The sequence below is a fragment of the Mycobacterium sp. P2_H7 genome, from assembly GCF_056403275.1.
This window is the reverse complement of the sequence record NZ_JBFUFU010000002.1, coordinates 284,442-310,131: the sequence shown is the minus strand read 5'-3', so window position 1 is coordinate 310,131 and position 25,690 is coordinate 284,442. Positions and strand designations below refer to the sequence as shown.

At 66.8% G+C, this 25,690-nt stretch carries 22 protein-coding genes; 15 read left to right on the top strand and 7 right to left on the bottom strand.

Going from position 1 to position 25,690, the window contains the following annotated elements:
* Positions 1 to 145: 145 nt before the first annotated feature.
* Positions 146 to 799, bottom strand: a complete 654-nt coding sequence (locus AC1DY7_RS03255) for an NAD(P)H-binding protein (protein WP_477492212.1) — start codon at positions 797 to 799, stop codon at positions 146 to 148.
* A gap of 25 nt (positions 800 to 824) precedes the next feature.
* Here AC1DY7_RS03255 and AC1DY7_RS03250 point away from each other — a divergent pair, with 25 nt between their 5' ends.
* The 5 genes from AC1DY7_RS03250 (at position 825) to AC1DY7_RS03230 (ending at position 3,805) form a co-directional block, all read left to right on the top strand.
* On the top strand, positions 825 to 1,133 hold the full coding sequence (locus AC1DY7_RS03250) for a hypothetical protein (RefSeq protein ID WP_477492211.1): 309 nt from the start codon (positions 825 to 827) through the stop codon (positions 1,131 to 1,133).
* A gap of 83 nt (positions 1,134 to 1,216) precedes the next feature.
* Positions 1,217 to 1,774, top strand: coding sequence for a crossover junction endodeoxyribonuclease RuvC (gene ruvC, locus AC1DY7_RS03245; RefSeq protein WP_477492210.1), 558 nt, complete (start codon positions 1,217 to 1,219; stop codon positions 1,772 to 1,774).
* Positions 1,771 to 2,358: a Holliday junction branch migration protein RuvA gene (gene ruvA / locus AC1DY7_RS03240; protein ID WP_477492209.1), complete on the top strand. Its 588-nt coding sequence runs from the start codon at positions 1,771 to 1,773 to the stop codon at positions 2,356 to 2,358. Before ruvC ends, ruvA begins: the two co-directional genes overlap by 4 nt.
* Positions 2,358 to 3,416 carry a Holliday junction branch migration DNA helicase RuvB gene (gene ruvB, locus AC1DY7_RS03235; protein WP_477492208.1) on the top strand — a complete coding sequence of 353 codons (1,059 nt, stop codon included), beginning with the start codon at positions 2,358 to 2,360 and terminating at the stop codon, positions 3,414 to 3,416. The genes ruvA and ruvB overlap by 1 nt, the downstream gene beginning before the upstream one ends.
* A 5-nt stretch (positions 3,417 to 3,421) precedes the next feature.
* Positions 3,422 to 3,805, top strand: coding sequence for a DUF1304 domain-containing protein (locus AC1DY7_RS03230; protein ID WP_477492207.1), 384 nt, complete (start codon positions 3,422 to 3,424; stop codon positions 3,803 to 3,805).
* Here AC1DY7_RS03230 and AC1DY7_RS03225 read toward each other — a convergent pair.
* The gene (locus AC1DY7_RS03225; protein ID WP_477492206.1) at positions 3,747 to 4,895 is read right to left on the bottom strand and encodes a GGDEF domain-containing protein; all 1,149 of its coding nucleotides are present in this window, start codon (positions 4,893 to 4,895) and stop codon (positions 3,747 to 3,749) included. The genes AC1DY7_RS03230 and AC1DY7_RS03225 overlap by 59 nt on opposite strands.
* Positions 4,896 to 5,078: 183 nt before the next feature.
* Between AC1DY7_RS03225 and AC1DY7_RS03220 the strand changes: the two genes are divergently transcribed.
* The gene (locus AC1DY7_RS03220; protein ID WP_477492205.1) at positions 5,079 to 5,672 is read left to right on the top strand and encodes a hypothetical protein; all 594 of its coding nucleotides are present in this window, start codon (positions 5,079 to 5,081) and stop codon (positions 5,670 to 5,672) included.
* 2 nt (positions 5,673 to 5,674) lie between these two features.
* On the opposite strand, the gene AC1DY7_RS03215 is transcribed toward AC1DY7_RS03220, so the two are convergent.
* Positions 5,675 to 6,760, bottom strand: coding sequence for a GGDEF domain-containing protein (locus AC1DY7_RS03215; protein ID WP_477492204.1), 1,086 nt, complete (start codon positions 6,758 to 6,760; stop codon positions 5,675 to 5,677).
* Between the two features lie 92 nt (positions 6,761 to 6,852).
* A complete protein-coding gene (gabT, locus tag AC1DY7_RS03210; RefSeq protein ID WP_477492203.1) occupies positions 6,853 to 8,193 on the bottom strand; it encodes a 4-aminobutyrate--2-oxoglutarate transaminase in 1,341 nt (446 codons plus the stop codon).
* Between the two features lie 327 nt (positions 8,194 to 8,520).
* Here gabT and yajC point away from each other — a divergent pair, with 327 nt between their 5' ends.
* The 8 genes from yajC to AC1DY7_RS03170 all read left to right on the top strand — a co-directional run bounded on the left by yajC (position 8,521) and on the right by AC1DY7_RS03170 (position 20,437).
* Complete coding sequence (gene yajC / locus AC1DY7_RS03205; protein WP_477492202.1) at positions 8,521 to 8,898, top strand: preprotein translocase subunit YajC; 378 nt, start codon at positions 8,521 to 8,523, stop codon at positions 8,896 to 8,898.
* Between the two features lie 82 nt (positions 8,899 to 8,980).
* Positions 8,981 to 10,843, top strand: coding sequence for a protein translocase subunit SecD (secD, locus tag AC1DY7_RS03200; RefSeq protein ID WP_477492201.1), 1,863 nt, complete (start codon positions 8,981 to 8,983; stop codon positions 10,841 to 10,843).
* Positions 10,844 to 10,847: 4 nt separating this feature from the next.
* Positions 10,848 to 12,104 carry a protein translocase subunit SecF gene (gene secF, locus AC1DY7_RS03195; RefSeq protein WP_477492200.1) on the top strand — a complete coding sequence of 419 codons (1,257 nt, stop codon included), beginning with the start codon at positions 10,848 to 10,850 and terminating at the stop codon, positions 12,102 to 12,104.
* Positions 12,105 to 12,154: 50 nt separating this feature from the next.
* A complete protein-coding gene (locus AC1DY7_RS03190) occupies positions 12,155 to 13,750 on the top strand; it encodes an ABC transporter substrate-binding protein (protein WP_477492228.1) in 1,596 nt (531 codons plus the stop codon).
* A 12-nt stretch (positions 13,751 to 13,762) separates the two neighbouring features.
* A complete protein-coding gene (locus AC1DY7_RS03185) occupies positions 13,763 to 14,287 on the top strand; it encodes an adenine phosphoribosyltransferase (RefSeq protein ID WP_477492199.1) in 525 nt (174 codons plus the stop codon).
* A gap of 38 nt (positions 14,288 to 14,325) precedes the next feature.
* Entirely contained in the window at positions 14,326 to 16,665 is a 2,340-nt protein-coding gene (locus tag AC1DY7_RS03180; RefSeq protein WP_477492198.1) for a RelA/SpoT family protein, read from the top strand.
* Between the two features lie 224 nt (positions 16,666 to 16,889).
* Positions 16,890 to 18,416 (top strand): ABC transporter substrate-binding protein, encoded by a 1,527-nt coding sequence (locus tag AC1DY7_RS03175; protein ID WP_477492197.1) that lies wholly within the window; start codon positions 16,890 to 16,892, stop codon positions 18,414 to 18,416.
* 41 nt (positions 18,417 to 18,457) lie between these two features.
* Entirely contained in the window at positions 18,458 to 20,437 is a 1,980-nt protein-coding gene (locus AC1DY7_RS03170; RefSeq protein WP_477492196.1) for a peroxidase family protein, read from the top strand.
* A 36-nt stretch (positions 20,438 to 20,473) separates the two neighbouring features.
* Here the strand turns inward: AC1DY7_RS03170 and AC1DY7_RS03165 are convergent, their stop codons facing one another.
* The 3 genes from AC1DY7_RS03165 to AC1DY7_RS03155 all read right to left on the bottom strand — a co-directional run bounded on the left by AC1DY7_RS03165 (position 20,474) and on the right by AC1DY7_RS03155 (position 25,274).
* The gene (locus AC1DY7_RS03165; RefSeq protein ID WP_477492195.1) at positions 20,474 to 20,767 is read right to left on the bottom strand and encodes a hypothetical protein; all 294 of its coding nucleotides are present in this window, start codon (positions 20,765 to 20,767) and stop codon (positions 20,474 to 20,476) included.
* Positions 20,768 to 20,860: 93 nt separating this feature from the next.
* Positions 20,861 to 23,899 carry an ATP-binding protein gene (locus AC1DY7_RS03160; protein WP_477492194.1) on the bottom strand — a complete coding sequence of 1,013 codons (3,039 nt, stop codon included), beginning with the start codon at positions 23,897 to 23,899 and terminating at the stop codon, positions 20,861 to 20,863.
* A gap of 160 nt (positions 23,900 to 24,059) precedes the next feature.
* Positions 24,060 to 25,274, bottom strand: coding sequence for an MFS transporter (locus tag AC1DY7_RS03155; protein ID WP_477492193.1), 1,215 nt, complete (start codon positions 25,272 to 25,274; stop codon positions 24,060 to 24,062).
* A 114-nt stretch (positions 25,275 to 25,388) separates the two neighbouring features.
* Here AC1DY7_RS03155 and AC1DY7_RS03150 point away from each other — a divergent pair, with 114 nt between their 5' ends.
* Complete coding sequence (locus AC1DY7_RS03150) at positions 25,389 to 25,676, top strand: DUF4333 domain-containing protein (RefSeq protein ID WP_477492192.1); 288 nt, start codon at positions 25,389 to 25,391, stop codon at positions 25,674 to 25,676.
* Positions 25,677 to 25,690 lie beyond the last annotated feature (14 nt).

The following is a 25,690-nucleotide window of genomic DNA, read 5'->3' as shown; positions in this document are numbered from 1 at the left end:
GGGGTCAAAGCCGCGTTAGCGTGGGACACGAAGGCCTCCTGGTTAGTGAAGCGGTTCCTAGACAGCTCCACTTCACAACCGGAGGCCTTCACCTGTCACACAGGCTCACCGACAACTAACCGGACAACGTCCCTGGACATCACAACTAGCCGGTCAGCGCCGCGGTGATCGGGGTACCGCCGGACACCAGTTCGAAGGTCCGTCCCGCGGAGCCCGGCGTGTCCAGCACCGCCAGCAGAACCGCGGCCACGTCCTCGCGCGGGATCGCGCCCCGGCCTGTCGACTCGGCGACGTGCACGGTCCCGGTGCCCGGTTCGTCGGTGAGCCGACCCGGGCGCACGATGGTCGTCCGCAATGCGGTGCGGGCCGAAACATTGGCGTCCGCATCGGATTTGGCCCGGATGTAGGCGCGGTACACCTCGTCGTAGCCGGCATCCAGGCTGCGGTCATCGGCGGAGATCGCCGACACCATCACGTAGCGCTGCACCCTGGCGGCTTCGGCAGCGTCGGCGAGCAGCACCGCCGCATCGTGGTCGACGGTCTGCTTGCGTCCGGCACCACTGCCCGGCCCGGCACCGGCGGCGAACACCACCGCGTCGGCGCCGTGGACCGCGGCGGTGACCTGTTCGACAGTCGCCCGCTCCAGGTCGAGCACGACGGCCAGGGCGCCCACGGCTTCCAGGTCGGCGCGATGGTCGGGATTGCGGATCAGTCCGCTCACCGTGTCACCGCGGTCGGCGAGCAGGCGTTCCAGGATGAGGGCGATCTTGCCGTGTCCACCGGCGATGACGACATGCATGAAACAAGACTGCCAGGATGTCGGCATGGCAGTCGTCACGGACCCCAACGGGACGCAGTGGTCGGTGCACCGGCGATGGTGGCCTTTCCCCGATCTCAGCGATGTCATCGACCTCCATTGGTTCAGCCTGTTGGTCGCCGCGCCGTTCCTGCTGCTGTGGCCGTTCTGGCTGCTGACCAAGGGTCTCGGGGGGCGATGGCGCATCGTCATCGAACGCGGCGGCCACGAGGTGGAGACCGAGTTGGTACGCGGCTGGCGGCGGTCCGGCGCGCGGATCGACGAGCACGCGCTGGGGGTGGCGCAGGGTTGGCGATCCGGGCACTACTCGATCTGATGGCGGGCGTGTCCCTGTCCGGAGGTGACACACCCGCCGGTTACCCTAATCGAACACGTGTTCTGTTCGGCGAAGGGATTGGCGTGCGGGTAATGGGAGTCGATCCCGGGTTGACGCGCTGCGGCCTGTCGGTCATCGAGACCGGTCGGGGCAGGCACGTCATCGCCCTCGATGTCGACGTGGTGCGCACCCCCGCGGACAGCCCGCTGCACAAGCGGCTGCTCACCATCAGTGACGCCGTCGAATACTGGATGGACACCCACCGACCCGACGTCATCGCCATCGAGCGGGTGTTCGCCAACCAGAACGCCAACACCGCGATGGGCACCGCGCAGGCCGGTGGGGTCATCGCCCTGGCGGCCGCCAAGCGCGATATCGACGTGCACTTCCACACCCCCAGTGAGGTGAAGGCCGCGGTGACCGGAAACGGCAGGGCGGATAAGGCGCAGGTCACCACCATGGTCACCAAAATCCTTGCCCTGCAACAGAAACCGACACCTGCCGACGCCGCGGATGCACTCGCGCTGGCCATCTGCCACTGCTGGCGCGCACCGATGATCGCGCGGATGGCCGAGGCGGAGGCCAAGGCCGCCGAGGCCAAACGCACCTATCAGGCCCGGCTGAAGGCGGCCCGGGCATGATCGCCTCGGTGCGCGGCGAGGTGATCGACATCGCGCTGGATCACGCGGTCATCGAGGCCGCCGGTGTCGGCTACAAGGTGATGGCCACCCCGTCCACGCTGGCGACCTTGCGCCGCGGCGACGAGACCCGGTTGATCACCGCGATGATCGTGCGTGAGGACTCGATGACGCTGTACGGCTTCGTCGACGGCGAGGCCCGGGACCTGTTCTCCACGCTGCTGGGGGTATCCGGCGTCGGACCCAAGATCGCGCTGGCCACCCTCGCCGTCTACGACGCCCAGGCGCTGCGCCAAGCGCTCGCCGACGGCGATGTCAACGCGCTGATCCGGGTGCCCGGCATCGGCAAGCGCGGTGCCGAACGCATGGTGCTGGAGCTGCGCGACAAGATCGGCGCGGTCGCCGGTGCGGGCCCGGTGACCGCCGGCGGGTTCGGTATTCGCGGCCCTGTCGTGGAAGCCCTTGTCGGGCTTGGTTTTGCCGCCAAGCAGGCCGAGGAGGCCACCGACAAGGTGCTCGCCGACGACCCGGAGGCCACCACGTCCAGTGCGCTGCGCGCCGCGCTGTCGATGCTGGGTAAGAAGTGATGGGCAGATTCACCGAGGAGTCCGGCGAAGAACCCGAGCGAGACGTCTCACCCGCACTGACCGTCGGCGAAGGCGATGTCGACGCGAGTCTGCGGCCCAAGTCGCTGCAGGAGTTCATCGGCCAGCACCGGGTGCGCGAACAGCTACAGCTCGTCCTCGAGGGAGCCAAGAACCGCGGCGGCACACCGGATCACATCCTGCTGTCCGGTCCACCCGGCCTGGGCAAGACATCGTTGGCGATGATCATCGCCGCCGAGCTCGGCGCGGCGCTGCGCGTCACCTCGGGTCCCGCGCTGGAACGCGCGGGCGACCTCGCGGCGATGCTGTCCAACCTGGTCGAGGGTGACGTGCTGTTCATCGACGAGATCCATCGGATCGCCCGGCCCGCCGAGGAGATGCTCTACCTCGCGATGGAGGACTTCCGGGTGGACGTCGTCGTCGGCAAAGGCCCTGGCGCCACCTCGATTCCGCTCGACGTCGCGCCGTTCACCCTGGTGGGTGCCACCACCCGATCCGGAGCGCTGACCGGGCCGCTGCGCGACAGGTTCGGCTTCACCGCGCACATGGATTTCTACGAGCCCGCGGACCTGGAGCGGGTCCTGGCCCGCTCGGCTGGGATCCTGGGTATCGAACTCGGGGTCGAGGCCGGTTCGGAGGTGGCGCGGCGCTCCCGGGGAACACCCCGGATCGCCAACCGCCTGCTGCGACGCGTGCGCGACTACGCCGAGGTGCGCGCCGACGGGGTGATCACCCGCGACATCGCCAAGTTGGCGCTGGAGGTCTACGACGTCGACGAGCTCGGCCTGGACCGGCTGGACCGTGCCGTGTTGTCGGCGCTGACCCGCAGCTTCGGCGGCGGGCCGGTCGGGGTGTCCACCCTGGCCGTCGCGGTGGGGGAGGAAGCGACCACCGTGGAAGAGGTCTGCGAGCCGTTCCTGGTGCGGGCCGGCATGATCGCCCGGACCCCGCGCGGCCGGGTGGCGACACCGCAGGCGTGGACACACCTGGGCCTGCAACCTCCGGTCGCCGGACTGGGCGGCGTCGGACTGTTTGAATAGACGGCATGCTGACCGCCGGTGTGATCGTCGCGGGCCTTGCCGCGCTGCTGCACGTGTACATCTTCGTGATGGAATCGCTGACCTGGACCTCGGCCCGGACCAGGGCGACCTTCGGTATCTCCGCGGAAGAAGCGGCGGCCACCAAGGAGCTCGCCTTCAACCAGGGGTTCTACAACTTGTTCCTGGCGATCATGGCGGGGATCGGTATCGCGTTCCTGCTGTCCGGCTGCACGGCCGTCGGTGCCGCGCTGATCTTCGCCGGGGTCGGCTCGATGTTGGCGGCGGCGCTGGTCCTGCTGCTGTCGTCCCCGGACAAGGCGCGTGCCGCCGTCACGCAGGGCGTGTTCCCGCTGATCGCGGTGGTGCTGCTGGCGGTGGCGCTGGCATAGCGCTCCGATGGTCCGGCAGCGCGTCCAGATCGCAGCAGTGAATCCGGTTTCCGCCCGCCCGCTTTGCCGTGTACATGGCGGTGTCGGCCATCTCGATCAGCTGCTCCAGCAGTAGCCGGATGTCGGTGTCGTCCGCCGATCGGGCGCAGGCTGCACCGACACTGATGGTCACGCCGTGTGGCAGGTGGTCGACCTCGGCGCGGACCCGCTCGGCCAGGGCCCGCAGTCCACCACCGCCCACCGCCGCGGCGACCAGGAACTCCTCGCCGCCCACCCGGGCGGTGATCGCCGCTTTGCCGGCCGCCCGTCGCAGCGCGGCAGCGACGGCGATCAGCACCCGGTCCCCGGCCGCATGCCCGGCGGTATCGTTGATGCGCTTGAAGTTGTCCAGATCTGCCAGCACCACGCCGACGCGGGTGGCGCGGTGATGCCGGGCGCGGGTGACCATGTCGGCGGCCCCCCGGTAGAAACCGCGCCGGTTGTGCAGCCCGGTCAGTGCGTCGACGTCGGACTGGACCGCGCCGGTACCCAGCATCTGCACCATGATCTGGCCGACGGCGGGGACGGTGATGATGCCGACCAGCACGATGATCGCCTTGCTCACCCCGCCCATCAGGTCACCGTGCGCGGCGATCTTCGCCGCGCAACCGGTGACTGCCACCAGAGCGATCGTCGTGATCAACGCGAGGTACGGACTGGTGTGGGTGAACGCCACCAGACCGGCGATGGCCGCGAAGATGCTGCAGCCGATCAGCCCGGACTGCGGGTCCGGCTCGGCCAGGCAGGCCGCACCGACGCAGATCGCCGACCCGATGGCGAACACCCGGGACTGGGTGCGGGTGGGCCATCGGATCAACCACATCGCCGCCATGACCAGACACAACCCGGAGGCGGTGATCATGACGACCATGGCGAGCACGCCGACCGGGCCGCCGCGGCTCAGCTGCATCAGGATGGGGATCAGGCTGAGCACCGCGAGCGTCATGGCGAGAAATATCCGGATGGGGCGTTGCTGGCCTTGTGAGTCCAGGTAATCGGACAGCCAGTCGTAGTGGTCGGGCTGTCGCCACCACCTGCGGATCCAGTTCACTGTTAGCTCGTCTGTCGGCGATCGGGTTTGGGGCGGGCAATCCCCGGAGTCCGACATGGAGAAAGCGCGTCGCCACGGATCCTACCCAGACGCACACCGGTTTGCTGAGAGTTATTCCTGGACTGCCAGGATTCACCAACTCGGCTAACGGGTATCCCGGCGCATCGGGAATGAGGAGGAGATATGACCGAGACTGTGGTTCCGGCCCGCACCGGACGGCTCGCGATCCCGCGCAGCCGGGGCGCTGCGAGCGGATTTCTCTTGGTGGTGCTGGGTGCGTGGGGTGCGCTGGCGCCGTTCATCGGCCCCTACCTGGACTTCGCCTACACCCCGGCCCAGGCGTGGACCTGGACCGCAGCCCGCGGCTGGCTCGAGGTGCTACCCGGCGTCGTGGCGGTGCTCGGTGGTCTGATGCTGCTGATGTCGGGCAACCGCGCGACGGCGATGCTCGGCGGTTGGCTGGGCGTGGCGGCCGGCGTCTGGTTCGTCATCGGCAGGTCGTTCACCGCGACGCTGGCGCTGGGCGATATCGGCGCCCCGACGACATCGCTCAACTCGAACGGCGTGCTGCTGCTGGAGTTGGCGTTCTTCACCGGGCTGGGCACCCTCATCGCCGTGCTGGCCGCGATGGCCGTGGGCCGGTTGTCGGTGCGCAGCGTTCGCGACGCAAGTTATGCGCGGCGCCCGGTGGCCACGGAGATCGATGAGCCCGACGAGGTGCTCGAGCCGCGCCGCCGTCGCTCGTTCTGGCATCGGCGCACGCCGGTCCCGCACTGAGGTCAGCGCGGGCGGACCGCCTGGGTGCTCAACTGCACCTGGTTCCCGCCTGCGCGCTTGGCGTCGTACATGGCACCGTCGGCGGCTTCCACCAGGCGATCGAGCAACGCGCGCACCTCGGCATCGGTGATGCCGCCCACCTGTGCCGTGGCCACGCCGACGCTGACGGTGATCGACTCGGGTAGCGCGGCCACATCGTGGCGCACCCGGTCGGCGAGCGCCACCGCTACGCCGTCGGCGATGTTCCCGGCGATGACGAACTCCTCGCCGCCGAAGCGTGCCGCGATGTTGTCGCCGTCGGCATGCCTGCGCAAGATGTCGCTGACGGCGATGAGCAGCTTGTCGCCTGCGGTGTGGCCGTGGGTGTCGTTGATCCGCTTGAAACCGTCCAGGTCGACCAGCACCAGGCTGATGGTCGTCCCGGCGTCACGCGCCCCGAGCACCAGGTCATAGGCGGCCCGGTAGAAGCCTCGCCGGTTGCGCACCCCGGTGAGCGCGTCGATGTCGGACTCGGCCGCGTCGCTGCCCAGCAGATGGACCACCACCTGGACCGAGCACGGTACGGCCAGGACGCTGACCAGTACCACCAGGAACTTTCCCGCCGCGGCGGCCGGATCACCCGCCGCGGCCACCCGCGCCGCACTGATGACGGTGGTGGTGAGTGCCAGCACGAAGACCGCCACCAGGTAGGGACTGGTGTGGAAGAACGCCACGTATCCGGCCAGGGCCGCGAACACCGCACAACCGAGCATGCCGGCCGCCGGGTTCTGGTCGAGCATGCAGAACGCCGCGATACACAGCGCGGCGATCAGCGCGAAGGCTTTGGACTGGGCCGCGGTGGGCCACCGGCGTGCCCATATCACCGCGAGGCCGACGTTCACCGCGGCGACCGCCCACGACAGCGCCGACGGGATCCCGGCCGCCGGTCCGTCCGGGCTCAGATGCATGAGAAGTGGTGCAGCGCAGAGCAACAGGATGACGGCCATCATCATGAAACGGGTCAGCCCGCGCAGCCCCCGGACCTCGAGGTAGCTCGAGAGCCAGTCGTAGTGGTCCGGCTGGTGCCACCACGACTGCAGCGCAGTCATGTATTCCCTCAATAGGTCATCCGTCGGTCAGGCTCGAGTGTTTCGACGGATGCTACTCAACGGACGGGCGAGGCTGTGAACACCGTCACATGTCAGAGCTTCTTGAGCGCCTCCGCCAGCACGTCGAGGCCCTCGTTCAGGAGGTCATCGGAGATGGCCAGCGGGGGCAGGAAGCGCAGCACGTTCCCGTAAGTGCCGCAAGACAATACGATGACGCCTTGGGTATGGGCGCTGGCGCACAGCGCCTTGGTCAGCTCGGCGTCGGGCTCGGTGGTGCCCGACTTGACCAGCTCGACGGCGATCATCGCGCCGCGGCCCCGCACGTCGCCGATGCGGTCGTCGTCGGCTTGGATCCGGCCCAACCGCTCCTTCATCAGGGTCTCGATCTCGGCGGCGCGGTTCACCAGACCGTCGGCTTCGATGGTCTCGATGGTCGCCAGGGCGGCCGCGCAGGCCACCGGGTTGCCGCCGTAGGTGCCACCGAGCCCGGAGACGTGCGGAGCGTCCATGATCTCGGCGCGCCCGGTGACCGCGGACAGCGGCATGCCGTCGGCGATGCCCTTGGCGGTGACGATCAGGTCCGGATCGATGCCCTCGTGCTCGCAGGCGAACATCTTGCCGGTGCGGGCGAAGCCCGTCTGCACCTCGTCGGCGATGAACACGACGTTGTTCTTGCGGCACCAATCCAGCAGGGTGGCCAGGAAGCCCTCGGCGGGAACGATGAAACCGCCCTCACCCTGGATCGGCTCGATGATGACGGCCGCCAGGTTGTCCGCGCCGACCTGCTTGTCGATCACGCTGATGGCCCGCTTGGCGGCCAGCTCGCCGTCGGTGGCCAGGTCCTTGCCGAACTCGGCGTCGCGGAACGGATAGGACAGGGGGGCGCGGTACACCTCGGGCGCGAACGGGCCGAAACCGTGCTTGTAGGGCATGGACTTGGCCGTCAGCGCCATCGTCAGGTTGGTGCGGCCGTGATACGCGTGGTCGAACGCGACGACGGCCTGTTTGCGCGTGTAGGCCCGGGCGATCTTGACGGCGTTCTCGACGGCCTCCGAGCCGGAGTTGAACAGCGCCGAGCGCTTGTCCCCGGCGACGGGGGTCAGCCGGTTCAATTGCTCGCAGACGGCCACGTACTCCTCGTAGGGCGTCACCATGAAGCAGGTGTGGGTGAATCGCGCGGCCTGGCCGGCCACGGCGTCGACGACGCGCGGCGAGGCATTGCCGATGGTGGTGACCGCGATACCCGAACCCAGGTCGATGAGCCGGTTGCCGTCGATGTCCTCGAGAATGCCGCCGGCGGCGCGCGCGGTGTAGACCGGCATGGTGGTGCCGACGCCGCGGGACACCGCGGCATTCTTGCGCTCGATCAGGGCCGACGACTTCGGGCCGGGGATGGTGGTGGCGAGATGACGGGTCTGCTCGACGGCAGTCACGGTTGACTCCTGCTCGGTGTGCACGGCGGGGATGACACGCGATCCGAGCCTAATCCGCCGACTGCCCACGCGGGTGAAAACAGAAGTTGAACAGCTATGTGACTTCGGATCGAGTATCGCGGGCACTATCTTGCCACTATTTCCGTCGTATTCAAGGCGCCGGACGAACGGAATGCGACCCTGGACGGCGCTGCGGCTGCGATTCGGCCGGTTGGGTAGGGCGTCGCGGTTTCCCGAGGCGGTGATGGCACACTGGGTTCCGACGAGGCGCCGCGACCGAGGTTGCACAGCCATGCCCGCGCAACAACCACGAAAGACAGCTGTTTCATGGATCTGGTCGTATTTCTACCGCTCATCCTCATCATGGGCGCGTTCATGTACTTCGCCTCGCGCAAGCAAAAGAAAGCCATGCAGGCCACCATCGACCTGCACGAGTCGCTGACCGTGGGGGACCGGGTCCACACCACGTCCGGTATGCAGGGCACCATCACCGGCATCTCCGCCGACAACGTCGAGCTGGAGATCGCCCCCGGCGTGGTCACCACCTGGATGAAGCTGGCGGTCCGCGATCGCATCGAGGACGCCGCCGACGACGATGACTATGCCGATGACGACGCCGACGGCGATGACCTCGAATACGCCGACGAGCAGTCCAGCGCCGTGGAGCTGACGGATCGTCCGGCACCCAAGACGGACGGCAACTGACCGCAACGGGCTCAGGCTCAGCGCGTACCCTCCCCGTAACACTCGCCCCGTGTAGATCGCTTTTCAAGGAGACCCAACAACCGTGGCATCGACTTCGGCGCCGGTGCATCCTGCCCGGTACCTGGCGCTTTTTCTGATCCTTCTGGTCGGCGTCTACCTTCTCGTCTTCCTCACCGGCGACAAGCAGGCCGACCCGAAGCTGGGTATCGACCTGCAGGGCGGCACCCGCGTCACGCTGACCGCACGTACCCCGGACGGCTCCGAGCCGTCGCGGGAGTCGCTGATGCAGGCGCAGGAGATCATCAGCTCGCGCGTGAACGGTCTCGGTGTGTCCGGGTCCGAGGTGGTCATCGACGGCAACAACCTCGTCATCACCGTGCCGGGCAGCGACGGCAGCGAGGCGCGCAACCTCGGGCAGACCGCGCGGCTCTACATCCGCCCCGTCATCCACGCGATCCCCGCGCAGGGCGCGGGACAGCCGCCGCAGGGCGCGCCCGGTGCCCCTCCGGGCGCGCCGCCGGGAATGCCCGGAGCCCCGCCCGGAATGCCTGGGGGCAGTGGCCTGCCCGCGTTGGCCCCCGCCGAACCCGAAGCGCCGATCCGTCCGCCGGGTCAGCCCGCCACCGGTGCGCCCGAAGCACCCGCCCCGGCCGAGCCTGCTCCCGCCGCTCCGCCCGCGCAGCCGCGGCCGTACCCGCTGGAGCCCGCGCCGACACCCGCCCCGCCGCCCGGCGAACCCGCCGCCCCCGGCGCACCCGCTCCCGGTGCTCCGGCGCCCGGAGCCCCCGCGGCCCCCGGTGGCCCGGCCCCCGCGCCCCCGCCGCCCGGGTCCAAAGCCGATCTGGCCCAGCGCATCTCCGACGAGAAGCAGCTACGCCAGAGCACCGACCAGAGCATCCAGCTGCTGGCCCTGCAGTTCCAGGCCACCCGCTGCAACGACGAGGACGTGCTGGCGGGTAACGACGACCCGAACCTGCCGTTGGTGACCTGCTCGACCGACCACACCACCGTGTACCTGCTGGACAAGTCGATCATGAGTGGCGAGCAGATCGAGAGCGCCAGTTCGGGTCTGGATCAGCAGCGCGGCGACTACGTCGTCGACGTGCAGTTCAAGCCCGAGGGCGCGAAGATCTGGGCGGACTTCACCGCGGCCAACGTCGGTACCCAGACCGCGTTCACCCTCGACTCCCAGGTGGTCAGCGCCCCCGAGATCCAGGAGGCGATCCCCGGCGGCCGCACCCAGATCACCGGCCGCTTCACCCAGGATTCCGGTCGTGAACTTGCCAACGTGCTGAAGTACGGTTCGCTTCCGCTGTCCTTTGAGTCCTCGGAGGCCGAAACCGTTTCCGCCACACTCGGTCTGACGTCGCTGCGGGCGGGCCTCATCGCCGGTGCCGTCGGTCTGGCGCTGGTGCTGGTGTACGCACTGTTGTATTACCGTGTGCTCGGCTTGCTGACGGCACTCTCGCTCGTGGCTTCTGGCGCAATGGTTTTCGCGCTACTGGTGCTACTGGGCAGATACATCAACTACACCCTGGACCTGGCCGGTATCGCCGGTCTGATCATCGGTATCGGTACCACCGCCGACTCGTTCGTGGTGTTCTTCGAACGTATCAAGGACGAGATCCGCGAAGGCCGCTCCTACCGGTCGGCCGTCCCGCGCGGTTGGGCGCGTGCCCGCAAGACCATCCTGTCGGGTAACGCGGTGACGTTCCTGGCCGCGGCCGTGCTCTACGTGCTGGCGGTCGGCCAGGTGAAGGGTTTCGCCTTCACCCTGGGCCTGACGACCATCCTGGACGTCCTGGTGGTCTTCCTGGTCACGTGGCCGCTGGTGTACCTGACGACCAAATCGGCGACGCTGTCCAAGCCGGCATTCAACGGCCTCGGCGCGGTGCAGCAGATCGCTCGTGAGCGGCGTGCCGCGCACACCACGGGACGGGGATGACTTGATGTCCGCCAAACACAGCACTGACACGACCGACATCGAGGATTCCGGCGCCGTCGAGGCACCTGCACTCGACGCGACCGAGTCGTCCACCCTGCCGCACCACAGTTTCTTCGTCCGGCTCTACACCGGTACCGGTGCCTTCGAGGTCATCGGCAAGCGCAAGATGTGGTTCATCATCAGCGGCGTCATCGTCGCGGTGGCTCTCGGCGCGATGCTGATCCGCGGCTTCACCTTCGGCATCGACTTCGAGGGCGGCACGAAGGTGTCCATGCCCGTCGACGGGGTCAAGGCGCAGGCCACCGCCGAACAGGTCGAGACGGTGTTCAGCCAGACCCTCGGCAAGGCCCCGGAAACGGTGGTCATCGTCGGCAACGGCGCGGCGGCCACCGCGCAGATCCGCACCGAGACGCTGAGCAACGCCGACACCGAGAAGCTGCGCGTCGCGTTGTTCGACGCGTTCGAGCCCAAGGGCTCCGACGGCAAGGCCAGCAAGCAGGCCATCAGTGACTCGGCCGTGTCGTCGACCTGGGGTGGCCAGATCACCAAGAAGGCGCTCATCGCGCTGGTGGTGTTCCTGGTGATCGTCTCGATCTACATCACCGTGCGCTACGAGCGATATATGGCCATCGCGGCGCTGGCGGCCATGTTCTTCGACATCATCGTGACTGCCGGGGTGTACGCCCTGGTCGGCTTCGAGGTCACTCCCGCCACCGTCATCGGTCTGCTCACGATTCTCGGTTTCTCGATCTATGACACCGTCATCGTGTTCGACAAGGTCGAGGAGAACACCCACGGGTTCGAGCACACCACCCGGCGCACCTTCGCCGAACAGGCCAACCTCGCGGTGAACCAGACGTTCATGCGGTCGATCAACACCAGCCTCATCTCGCTGTTGCCGATCCTGGCGCTCATCGTGGTGGCGGTCTGGCTGCTCGGCGTGGGCACCCTCAAGGACCTGGCGCTGGTGCAGCTGGTCGGCATCATCGTCGGTACCTATTCGTCGATCTACTTCGCCACCCCGCTGTTGGTGACGATGCGCGAGCGCACCGACCTGGTGCGCACGCACACCAAGCGGGTACTACGCCGGCGCACCACGGCCGCCAAGGCGGGCGCGGTCACCGAGGTGGGCGCGGGAACGGAGATCGAGGACTCCGTCGAAGCCGTCGAAAACACCGTCAGTACCCCCGCCCCGGACAAGCCCGCTCCCGGTGCGCGCCCGGCCCGGCCGAACCGACCGTCGGGCAAGCGGCGTCGCTAGTGCGCGGGCGGGCGATCGCACGGACCGGTGCGGCGGTTGCCGCGCTGGCAATGGTGGTGTCGGCCTGTTCGGCCGGTGCTGACCACGTCATCGACTATGCCGTCGACGGACGGCTGATCAGCTACAACACCAATACCGTCGCGGGCGCCGCATCGGGTGGGCCCCAGGCGTTCGCGCGCGTGCAGACGGGCTTCACCTACCGCGGGCCCGACGGTCAGATCATCGGCGACCGTGACTACGGCAGCGTCGCGGTGGTCAGCCGGGCCCCGCTGGTGCTGGACTACGAGATCAACGCCAATGCCGTGTACTCCGACGGCAAGCCGATCACCTGCGACGACATGGTGCTGGCCTGGGCCGCGCAGTCCGGGCGGAATCCCGGTTTCGACGCGGCCAGCACCGCCGGCTACCGCGATGTCGCCACGGTGGACTGCGCGCCGGGTGCGAAGAAGGCCAGGGTCACGTTCGCCCAAGATCGCGGCGTCGTCGACTACGGGCAGCTGTTCGGGGCGACATCCCTGATGCCCTCGCACGTGATCGCCGATGAGCTCGGGCTCGGCGACGGCGCGGTGACCACGGCGCTGCAGACCGGTGACGCCCCGGCCATCGACCGCATCGCGACAACCTGGAACACCCTGTGGAACCTCGGGCCCGACATCGACGTGAAGAAGTTCCCGTCGTCGGGGCCGTACAAGATCGAGTCGGTGACCAAGGACGGCGCCGTGGCGCTCACCGCGAACGACAAGTGGTGGGGCGCCAAGCCCGTCGCGCAGCGGGTGACGGTGTGGCCCAGGGGAGCCGACATCCAGGACCGGGTGAACCGCGGATCGTTCGACGTGGTCGACATCTCCAGCGGATCGTCGGGCACGCTGAATCTGCCCGCCGGGTACACCCGCACCGATACGCCGTCCGCCGGGATCGAGCAGCTGATCTTCTCCGCGCAGGGGCCGCTGGCGGCGCCGCCCGCCCGGCGCGCCCTGGCGCTGTGCACGCCGCGGGACACCATCGCAGGCAACGCCGAGGTCCCGATCGCCAACGCCCGGCTCAGCCCGACCGCCGACGACGCGCTGTCAGCCGCCGAAAGTGCCGGTGAGGCAGGGCAGTTCAGTGTCGCCAATGCGGACGCCGCCCGCGCCGCGCTGAACAATCAGCCGTTGTCGGTGCGGATCGGCTACCAGACCCCCAACGCCAGGATCGCCGCGACGGTCGGGGCGATCGCGCAGTCCTGCGCGGCGGCCGGTATCACCGTGACCGACGAGTCCGGCGATGCGGTCGGCCCGCAGAGCTTGCGGGACAACAACATCGACGTCCTTATCGGCAGCACGGGTGGCGCGGTCGGCAGCGGCTCCACCGGATCGTCGGCGCTGGACGCCTACGACCTGCGCTTCGGCAACGGCAACAACCTGTCCGGTTACGCCAACGAGCGCATCGACGGCATCATCGATGCGCTGGCGGTGACGGCGGACCCCAAGGAGCTGAGCAGGCTGCTGGGGGAGGCGGGGCCCATCTTGTGGGGCGATATTCCGACCCTGCCGCTGTACCGTCAGCAGCGCACGCTGCTGACGTCCAAACGAGTGACGGCGGTGCAGGCCAATCCGACCCGATGGGGTGCGGGATGGAACATGGACCGCTGGGTCTTGGAAGGGTGAGCAGGTTGATGCATGTCTGACGCTGCAGCGGTGATCGCCGAACTGACCCGCAACGTGGCCGACTTCCCGCAACCCGGGGTGCAGTTCAAGGACCTCACGCCGGTGCTGGCCGACGCGCGCGGTCTGGCGATCGTCACCGATGCGCTGGCCGAGGTGGCCGACGGCGCCGACCTGATCGCCGGGATCGACGCTCGGGGCTTCCTGCTCGGGGCGGCCGTCGCACTGAAACTCGGTACCGGTGTGCTGGCGGTGCGCAAGGGCGGCAAACTGCCGCCGCCGGTGCACGCCGAGCACTATGAGCTGGAATACGGGTCGGCGACGCTGGAGATCCCCGCCGACGGCATCGAGATGACGGGGCGCCGGGTGCTCGTCATCGACGACGTGCTGGCCACCGGTGGCACGCTGGCCGCCGCCGCGCGTCTGCTGGAGCGCAGCGGCGCCCATGTGATCGGTGCGGGCGTCGTGCTGGAACTGACAGGTCTGGACGGCCGTGCCGCCGTGCAACCGTTGAGGGTCACCAGCCTGACCACGGTGTGAACGGAGTGGGGGATATCCTCTAACTCGAGGAGGTGATCGTGCCCGACGAACCCACAACCGGCCAGGTCGTCCAGTCTGCGCCGCAACCGGGTGACACCGCGGCACTGGACACCTCGAAGATCAGCGCCTCGCGCCGGGTCCGCGCCCGGCTGGCCCGCCGCATGACGGCGCAGCGCAGCCTGGTCAACCCCGTGCTGGAGCCGTTGGTCGCGGTACACCGCGAATTCCATCCGAAGGCCGATCTGGCGGTTCTGCAGCGGGCCTACGATGTGGCCGAGTTGCGGCACGCCGACCAGTTGCGCCGGTCCGGCGATCCGTACATCACCCATCCGCTGGCCGTCGCCAACATCCTGGCCGAGCTCGGTATGGACACCACCACGCTGGTGGCCGCGCTGCTGCACGACACCGTCGAGGACACCGGTTACTCGCTGGAAGCGCTGACCACCGACTTCGGCAGCGAGGTCGGCCATCTGGTCGACGGGGTGACCAAGCTGGACAAGGTCGCACTGGGCACCGCCGCCGAGGGCGAGACCATCCGCAAGATGATCATCGCGATGGCCCGGGATCCCCGGGTGCTGGTGATCAAGGTCGCCGACCGGCTGCACAACATGCGCACGATGCGCTTCCTGCCGCCGGAGAAGCAGGCCCGCAAGGCCCGTGAGACGCTGGAAGTCATTGCACCCCTTGCTCATCGACTGGGTATGGCGACGGTCAAGTGGGAGCTCGAAGATCTGTCCTTCGCCATCCTGCACCCCAAGCGCTATGAGGAGATCGTGCGGTTGGTGGCCGACCGGGCGCCGTCGCGGGACACCTATCTGGCCAAGGTGCGCGCCGAGATCGGTACCGCGCTGTCGGCGATGAAGATCAGCGCCAAGGTCGAGGGCCGGCCCAAGCACTACTGGTCGATCTATCAGAAGATGATCGTCAAGGGCCGCGATTTCGACGACATCCACGACCTGGTGGGTGTGCGCATCCTGTGCGACGACATGCGCGACTGTTACGCCGCAGTCGGCGTGGTGCACTCGCTGTGGCAGCCGATGGCCGGCCGCTTCAAGGACTACATCGCCCAGCCGCGCTACGGCGTCTACCAGTCCCTGCACACCACGGTGGTCGGGCCCGAAGGCAAGCCGCTGGAGGTGCAGATCCGCACCAACGAGATGCACGACACCGCCGAGTTCGGCATCGCCGCGCACTGGCGGTACAAAGAAGCCAAGGGCCGCAACGGTTTACCGGCCGGTCTTGCCACCGCCGAGATCGACGAGATGGCCTGGATGCGTCAGCTTCTGGACTGGCAGCGGGAAGCCGCCGACCCCGGGGAGTTCCTGGAGTCGCTGCGCTACGACCTGGCGGTGCAGGAAATCTTCGTGTTCACCCCGAAGGGTGACGTGGTCACGCTGCCGACCGGGTCGACACCGGTCGACTTCGCCTACGCGGTGCACACCGAGGTGGGGCACCGTTGCATCGGCGCGCGCGTCAACGGCCGGCTGGTGGCCCTGGAGCGCAAACTCGAAAACGGCGACCAGGTCGAGGTTTTCACCTCCAAGGCGACGACGGCGGGACCGTCCCGGGACTGGCAGACGTTCGTGGTGTCGCCACGGGCCAAGGCCAAGATTCGGCAGTGGTTCGCCAAGGAGCGCCGCGAGGAGGCGCTGGAGGCCGGCAAGGACGCGATTGCCCGCGAGGTGCGCCGCGGCGGACTTCCGTTGCAGCGCTTGCTCAATGCCGAGTCGATGTCGGCGCTGGCCCGTGAGTTGCACTATGCGGACGTCTCGGCGCTCTACACCGCGGTCGGCGAAGGACACATCTCGGCGCGGCACGTGGTGCAGCGCCTGGTGGCCCAGCTCGGCGGGGACGACGAGGCCGAGGACGAGATCGCCGAGCGGTCCACCCCGACCACCATGTCGGTGCGGCAGCGCACCAGCGACGACGTCGGCGTCTCGGTGCCGGGTGCGGTCGGCGTGCTGACCAAGCTGGCCAAGTGCTGCACCCCGGTGCCGGGGGACAACATCCTGGGCTTCGTCACCCGCGGCGGCGGGGTCAGCGTGCACCGCACCGACTGCACCAACGCCACCTCGCTGCAGGAGCAGTCCGAACGCATCATCGAGGTGCACTGGGCGCCGTCGCCGTCGTCGGTCTTCCTGGTGGCCATCCAGGTCGAAGCCCTGGACCGGCACCGGCTGCTCTCTGATGTGACGCGGGTGCTGGCCGACGAGAAGGTGAACATCCTGTCCGCGTCGGTGACGACGTCCAACGACCGGGTGGCGATCAGCCGGTTCACCTTCGAGATGGGCGATCCCAAACACCTGGGCCACGTGCTGAACGTGGTGCGCAATGTCGAAGGCGTCTACGACGTCTACCGGGTGACGTCTGCGGCGTGAGGTGACCGCAGTCAGTTTCAGCGGCATGTTGACGCTTGATGGTGCAGAGTGTTCTACACATGAATCGGGTCGGGCCGAGTCGCGAACATCTCGGGAGCGTCATGAACGCATTGCGTACGTTTTCGATCGCAAACATCTTTGCGCTGACCATCTTTGGGATTGCTGCCTGCGGTACCGAGAAAGGCAGCTCCGACGCGCGTCCAACAGGTGGCGGCGACATCACCGTGAGCACGACGTCGTTTCCGGACTATGTGGATCCGCAGCTGTCGTACACGGTTGAGGGATGGGAGGTCCTCTGGAACGTGTACACGCCTCTGCTGACCTACAAGCACGAACGCGGTGAGTCGGGCACCCACGTCGTGCCTGGCCTCGCGGAGCGCATGCCGGACATCTCGCCCGATGGAAAGACATACAAGCTCAAACTTCGGTCGAATATGAAGTACTCGGACGGGACGCCCATCAAGGCGTCCGATTTCACATACGCGATCCAGCGCCTGTTCAAGACCAATTCGGGCGGTTCGGTGCTCTACGAAACCATTGCGGGGGCCAGCGATTACGCCGAAGGCAGAGCCCACCGGATCACCGGTATCACCACCAACGACGACACCGGCGACATCACCATTCAACTGACCGCTCCCACCGGCACGTTCAACAACGTGCTGGGACTGATGTTCGCTGCACCTATCCCGGCGAACACAGCGCTGGATGCGGACGCGACGAACACCCCGCCCCCGTCGAGCGGTCCGTTCATGGTCACCAAGGTCGATGCTCCGAGAACTCTGACGTTGCAGCGCAACCCGAACTTCCACACGGTGAAGGAGGCCGGCGCCGAGGAGGTTGCTGACGCCAGAGTTGACTCGATCACCGTTGTCGAGAACAAGAATGAAAGTGCGCAGGTCACCGACATCGAGCAGAACAAGACGGACTTCATGATCCAACCGCCGCCCGGTGACCGGTTGGCGGAGGTCACATCGCGGTACGGCGATCGGTTCCGGCTTGAGGATTCGATCAACACCTATTACTTCTTCATGAACACGCAGAAGCCGCCGTTCAACGATGTGCGCATCCGGCGGGCCGTCAACTACGCCGTCGACCCCGAGGCCGTGAACCGTATCTTCGGCGGTCGCATGCATCCGACGCAGCAGATCCTGCCCCCCGGTATGCCCGGATATGCGGCCTATCAGCTGTATCCGGGTCCGGACATGAATAAGGCCAAAGGGCTTATTGCCGAAGCCAATCCGGCCGACCGCAACATCACCGTGTGGACGGACGACGAGCCCACTCATAAAGCCATCGCCCAGTACTACCACGACCTGCTCACCAAACTCGGCTTCGCGGCGAAGCTCAACGTGATCGCCGGTGACGTCTATTGGTCCACCATCGGCAATGAGTCGACACCGGACGTGGACACCGGGATGGCCAGTTGGTTTCAGGATTTCCCGCATCCCGACGACTTCTTCCGCACCTTGCTGAACGGGGAGAACATCCTCCCCGCCAACAGCAACAATTTTGCTCGCGTGAACATCCCGGCCAACGACGCCGAGATGGACCAACTACTGCAGAAGCAACTGGATGACGCGGGGGTCACCGCCCAGTACGCCGCGTTGGACGCGGCATACATGGATCAGGCGGTATGGGCGCCATTCGGCAATGAGCGTGCGGCTACCTTCACCTCGGAGCGGATGGACTTCGAGAAGGCGTACCATCATTTCCTTTTCGGGCAGGACTATTCCGCGTTCGCGCTCAAGTAGGGGTGATTTCGTGCGCATGCCGAGCATGGAAGTAGCAGACCGTGCTAAGCCATCACCATCCACAAGAAACACTCACGCGAAGAGCTCGAGATCAACCTAACCGGGAGCAGATGATGCCTCGAATTCCACACGGTATGGCCATCGCTGCAGATGGGTTCGTTGCCGTCGCGGCAACGAGCACGCACAGTTTCGACTACCTCTTCCCGACGCTCCAAACCGGCCCGGATTCCTTACTGCCCGACGATCGGACGCCGGAGAAGCTCAGGCAGCTGGCTGCAACGATGGCCGATGACGTCGGCGATGAAGGCAACTCGAGTACCCCAGCCGCATACACCTATTTCGGTCAGTTCGTGGATCACGACATCACGTTCGAAGAACGATCCGGGCGCCTCGGAGTCGGTCCTGGCGACCTGCTCTCCGACGATCTTCTGCCGCTGTCGTTGGAGACGGTCCGAGCTACCCTTCGCAACACCCGTACGGCCACCTTGGACCTTGACAGCGTGTACGGGGGCCAGGCCGGGCAGCCGCCGGTACCCCGCGACCCCCGCGACGCGGAAAAGCTCATGATCGGCGAGGTGACCGACGCCGGCGACAGGCCCGGTTCCGACCGTCCGCCGGGCAAAGCGGCGGAGAATGACTTGCCGCGTCAGCCGCCCAATCCAGCGGATCCCACCACCGACCGTGCTGCCCTGACTGGGGACCCGCGCAACGACGAGAACACCATCCTCGCGCAGCTCGCGGTGGCCTTCCTCAAGGCGCACAACGGATTGGTGGATGCGGGGCTTTCCTTTGACCAGGCTCGCCGGACTCTGCGGCAGCACTACCAGCACATTGTCATCCACGACCATCTGCGACGCGTCGCCGACCCCACGATCGTCGACGACATCCTCGCCAATGGCAACCGGTGGTTCAACGTCATGGCCGAGCCATTCTTCTTGCCCCTCGAGTTCAGCGTCGCCGCGTATCGGTACGGGCACTCGATGGTGCGGGCGAGCTATGACTTCAACCTCAATTTCGACGCGGCGGGCAACGCACCGGGCGGATCTGCCTCCCTGGAGCGGCTTTTCACTTTCACCGCGTTGAGTGGCGAGATGGAGAACGCGCCGTCGCTCCCCGAGAACTGGATTATCGAGTGGGAGAACATCATCGGCGATGCCGTCGGCCCTGGCGGTCGCGCGCGAAAACTTGACACGCGACTCTCGGCGATGAACGGCGAAACCTTTCTGGCGCTGTTCAACTTGCAAGACAGCAGGGGGGATCCCCTGCCCGGCCTCGCTGCGCGCCTGGCCGCACGGAATCTGCTGCGCGGATACATGTTACGGATGCCGACTGGTCAGGCCGTCGCGTCGCTTCTCGGTATCCACACCCTGACCGAGTCGGAACTGAGGAGCGCCGTCGGCCCCGAGCAAGCGGCCGTGCTGGATTCGACCGGGCTCATCGGCCGCACCCCGTTATGGTTCTACATTCTGGCCGAGGCCGCCCATTACGGTGGCGAGTGCCTGGGGCCGGTCGGCAGCACGATCATTGCAGAGGTATTGATCGGGTTGGTACGCAGGAGCGAGGATTCGGTGCTGCGCACTCCCGGTTGGCGGCCGTCGCTACCCTCGTTGGCGCAGGACCGCTTCGAACTCGCCGACCTGCTCCGGTTCGCCGGTGTGCTCCCCGGTGGAATCGAGATCCGCGTCCACACTGTCGCCGACGGAGAGACGTTGTCCGCAATTGCTGAGACCGAACTCGGCGACGGGTCGCGGTGGCCGGAGATCTTCGCCGCAAATCGCGCCGTCGTCCGCCGCTTTGATGTGATCTTCCCTGGCATGCAACTGATTCTGCCCACCGGCCCACCGCCCGCGCAGCAGCTGAGATTCATGATCGTTACACCCGGCGATACGCTCTCCGCTCTCGCGCTCGAACGACTGGGCGACATGACCAGATGGGCCGAGATCTTCGCGCTCAACGGTGATGTCCTGACCAACCCCGATGTCCTTGTCGCCGGTCAGGTGTTGCAGCTGCCCCCATTGTGATTCTCTGCGAATGACGTTGCCAGGCAACGCCTTGGCTCAGTCGGCAGAGTCTTTTACATCTATCGACGAGGTCCACGTCCACGTTGCGAATCCGGGAGGTTCATTTTGGACGAGGATTGCCATGCCGTATCCGTATGCTTTTCCTGTGGTCAACGCACCTCGATCACAAGTTCCGATCCATTCAGCGTCGCCAATGGACCAGGTGCCGATTCCTTCGACGACCGTTTTGATCTCGTTGCCTGCGTAGTCTTGGCCTGTCTGAACGAGATAGAACGCCACTTGGGCGGGTTTTTGCGGATCAGCCGGATCCAGGCTGAACGGGCCTTTCACCTCGACAGTGCCGTCTGATCGAAGGTTCGCAGATCCGAATCTTTTTACCATTGGCCAAACCCCTTTTGGTGGTGTCTCTCAGGTCTCGGCGAGCTAGATGAGCAGTGCGCGCCCACGGGCAGCGGCGACGAGGTTGCCTTTCTTTTCGTACAGGGCAACGGCATTGAGCACAAGAGTACGTTCGGATGACGCGGTCGGTCGGGGGTCGAGTCGCAATACCTCGGCCAGGTCGAGCAGCGCGTCGCCGTGGTCGCACAGGAGATCCGTTTGCTCGACGAGTCGCACGGCTTCGCGCGCGAGTGTTTGGCCGTCATGGTTGTGTCCTTGGCGCGAGAGAATTTTGCCTCGGACGCTTCGCCAGAGAACCTGCGTCGACAGATCGTCGGCTGCACCGGTTCTCTCGCTGACAGAGCAAAACTGCTCGGCCTCGTCGATGCGGCCCTGTACGTAGATGGCCTGCGCGAGCATAGCCGCGGAGGTTGAGAGCAGTGCACTCTCGCCCATTTCCTCAAGCGTCCGGTAACCGACGCGTAGCCGCTCCTCGGCGATATCGGGACGTCCGGCGAGCATCTCAACAGTGGCCTCGTCATGTGCAGGCGCCGAGAGCAGTCCCATACCTCCGATGTCCTCCAGGATCTGGTTACCCTCTCGAATGAGTGAACGGGCCGTGTCGAAGTCTGCGAGCATTGCGTGCAACGCCGCAAGCGGACGCAGCGTGAAGGCGACTGCGACTGCGCTGGACCGGACCTCTTCGCGGATAGCCGCGCATAGCGCGATTGCGTCTCCGACAGGGATAGGTCCGTAGAGGGCCGCGAAGGCGCGCCAACCTAGAATCGAAAACAACTCCCACTGTTCGTCGGCTCGGCCGGCAAGAACTGCTGCCCGGTCCCACGCGTCATCGGCTCTTGCCGCATGCCCCTGGAGCCAGTCGATCGCGGCTCGTAGACTCCAGGCCCGCGACTGACCAAAGTCGTCAGCGTGGCCGTCGACTACGTGCAGTGCGTTGTTCGCGGCATGCCGTGCGTCCACCACGGCCTCGCTGCTCGGCTCGCGGTGCAAGCGCACAAACTGAAGCTCCACCTGGGCGTTTGCCTCCAGGCGCTGCCGGTCAAGCGCGCGTGCGGCCTCGGTCGCACCGTTGAGAACGCGTTCGGCTTCTGCGAGCTTTCCGGCTTCGAAGAGCGCTGCACCCAGGCGCGTCAGCAGTGCGACACGGGCCGGATCATCTGGCGGGAGCAAGGTGGCCGCCCGTTCGAGTAGCGCACTCGCGGCTGGGAAGTCGCCGCGGCGGAGGGCGCCGCGGGCAGCTGATTCGAGCCGCGTCGACGCGTCTCGACCGATGGCTTGTGCACGTGCGCCGGACGCTCCGAGTTCGTTCCAATGGCGGTGCGCCTGCTCCAGATGGAAGCCCACAACCTCGTCGGACTCGCCACCCTGCACGGCAAGCCAGTTGCCCACCTGCTGATGGAATTCAGCCCGCAGTTGTTTCGGCAATCCCTCGTAGGCGGCCTCACGCACGAGTGCGTGGGCGAACCGAAACGTGTTGTCGCCCGGCAGTGCTGCGGCGTCCGGCCGAATCAGTTGACGGTGCACGAGTGAACTGAGGGTGGCGGTCGCGTCGCTGCGCTCCTGCTCGGGCAGCAGCTCGACGACGGCCGCGCGGTGGAAACTGCGGCCCTCGACCGATGCACGCTCCAGCAGTAGGCGTTCGCTCGGTTCAAGAGCATCGATGCGGGCCGCGAGTACTGCCCGAATGCTGGGTGGAAGCGAGGTGACGTCGCCCTGATCTTGTTGTACGGCGATGAGCTGTTCGAGGAAGAGGGGGTTGCCCTCCGCGCGTTCGACAATCTTTGCCAGCGAAGGCCGTAGGAGCCGCTCGGCGCCGAGGACCGCCGCGAGCTCGGTTGCGGCGGCCGCGGGCAAGGGCGTGAGGTCGATGAGCCGAAGTGCAGGCTGTGACGCCCATTGTGGTCGGACCTCAACCAATTCGGGACGCGCCGAACAGAGGAGCAGGATCGGCGCACCGCTGGAAGACGCTGCCACGGACTCGAGCAGGTCGAGCAGGGTTGGCTCGGCCCAGTGCAAATCCTCGAACATGGCGATGAGTGGGCGTTCGCGGGCAAGCGCCTCGAAGAGGCGCCGAACAGCCCACGCTGTCTCTTCTGTCGACGCCGCGCCCTCGGCCTGCCCAATCGCCCCCAGTACTCGGGTGGCAACCAGGTCGGCCCGCTTATCACCGGAAAGGAGTTCAAGCAGCGTCGAGCGCGGGTCTCCGTCCCCGAGGCCGCGGACGATGTCGGCGAGCGGTCGGTAGGTGACACCTTGACCGTAGGGAACGCACCGGCCCAGCACGACTTTTGTGTCGGAGCCCATGGCCGCGCGCAATTCGCCCATCAGCCGCGACTTGCCGATTCCGGGCGGCCCGCTGATCGTGCAGATCTGGCATGCCCCCGACGCGCGAACCGTTGCGAGTAGTCCACGCAATTCATCCAATTCGCTACTGCGGCCGACGAAAGGTGTCGACGGCGGCAATGCGGCATCGTCTGGAGGCCGGGACTCGATGACCCGCCATGCATTCACCAGCGCCTGTCGTCCCTTTACGGAGATGTGGCCGAGGGAGACCGCGCGCACGGCGTGCTCGACGAATCCGTATGTCTGCTCACCGATGAGAATTTCGTCGCCGTTGGCTGTTTGCTGCAGACGTGCGGCGACGTAGAAAGTGTCACCCGCGGCGAAAAGTTCGTGCCGCGCCCCCGTCGCCGCGAACACTTCACCGGTATTGACGCCGATGGCGACACCCAGCTCGATTCCGCGCTCGCGCATCAGCAGTTCAGCGAGAGCCGCTACTGCACTGCGTATTTCGAGGGCTGCCCGCACGGAGCGAAGCGCATCGTCCTCGTGCACAACCGGCAGGCCGAATACCCCGACCACGGCATCGCCAATGTACTTATCCACTCGGCCACCGTGACGTTCGATGGCTGCGGCGCATGCTGAGCAGTACCGATCGAGGATGTCATGAAACGACTCAGGGTCCAGTTGCTCAGCGAGCGACGTCGAGGCAGTCACATCAGCGAAGACCACCGAAACCGTGCGCCGTATTCGGTCGACTCTGTCGGTCTGGCTCGTCGCCATCGGGCCCACGCTCGCTTCACTCGCCGACTGGATCGTCGTCCTGGCCCCCCATGACTCCGGAGAGTCGCATCCCCGTGACATTCGGAACGTACATCATTGACGGCCTGACTGCCTGGCCATATGCGCACGTCATTGGCAAAATCCCGAGGTGCGAATTCCTCTAGGCGTCGATAACGGCCCGACGACCGGTCAGCGCCCCGACGCCCGCGGCGCCGAGGCAGGCGAGCGCGACGGCCGCGGCGAACCACGGGAACACGGTGTGCAGTTCCCATCGGGTGGCCGCCCACCCGGCGATGATGGTGGGCACCGCCATCGCGGTGTAGGCCAGCAGATAGAACGCCGACATCGTCTCGCCGCGGCGGTCGGCGGGCACCACCTCGGACAGGTGCCGGAGGGAACCGCCGAACCCGAGCCCGAAGGTCGCGCCGAGTAGCGCGGCCGCGGCGAAGACCAGCCACTGATTTCCGGTGGCGAGCACCGGGATGGTGATGATCAGCGCGACCGCCATCCCGATATCGCCGTAGATCGCGGCCTTGTGTGCCGGGACCCGGGCCGACCACAGCTGGGCCAGGGCCGCGGCGAACGCCGTGGTGCCCACGACGACGCCACCGAACACGACGTTGTGCACATGGGTCTGCTGGGCGGCCAGCGACGGGTACAGCGAGAGCAGCACGCCGAGCACCGACCAGGACGCGGCCGCCCCCAGCGCGGCGAACCAGAAGTCACTGCGGATGTGCGCGGGCACCGACGGCCGGGCGATCCGGATGGGCCCGCGGGTACGGCCCAGATGCGGTTCGCGCAGCGCGATGACCCCGATGCCGACGACGGCGACGATGGCCGCCACCACCGCGTACGGCGTGCGCATCGGATGGGGTGCGTACTGCGCCAGGAGTGACGAGCCGACGATGGCCACCGTCATGCCGATGTTGAAGGCGACGCCGGACAGCTGGCCGGACCGCACCCGGTGGTGTGGACGCAGATCGAGCAGAGCGGCGGCGCCGGCGACCACGATGGAGCCCACGGCGGCACCGTGGATGACGCGCGCGAGCAGCAGCAGCGCCATGCTGTCGGCGATGAGGAAGACGCCGAGCCCGACGATCAACGCCACCAGCGCGCCCAGCAGGACCGGTTTGCGGCCGATGGCATCGGAGATGCGCCCCGACACCAGCACGGCACCCAGCGCCGCCAGCGCGTAGACGGCGAAGATGATCGTGGTGGCCAGCGGGGTGAGGTGCCAGACCTCTTCGTACATGCCGTAGAGCGGGGCGGGCACACCGGACACGCCGAGCGCGACACCGCTGAGCACCAGCAGCAGCGTGTAGGCCCCCCGCTGTACTTCCAGCACATCGACCGGGGTGGCCGCCTCAGCCGTCACGATGCCTCCTGGGGAAATGGGTGTGCACACACGTCGTCTGTGCAACAACCGCACTGCCGTGAATCATCTCAGGGTGGCGGGTGAGCGGACTCACAGCTCTGCAATACTGCGACGATGCGCGTAGCCCTAGCGGTACTTTTCGCCTCGCTGGCCGTCCTGCTGTCCGGCTGCGGCTCCACGATCAAGCCCGAGGGCGCCGCCGATCAGGTGGTCAAGGTGGTGTCCAAGACCGGATTCAAGCCGACGGACGTGAAATGCCCGTCCGGGGTGAAGGCCGACGTCGGCACCGAGTTCGACTGCCACTTCACCGGGCCAGACGGTGACTACACCGCGCACATGAAGATCACCAAGGTCGACGGCGACGACGTCGAGTTCTACATCCAGTCCAAGCGCAATCAATAAAGGTGTTGCCGCGC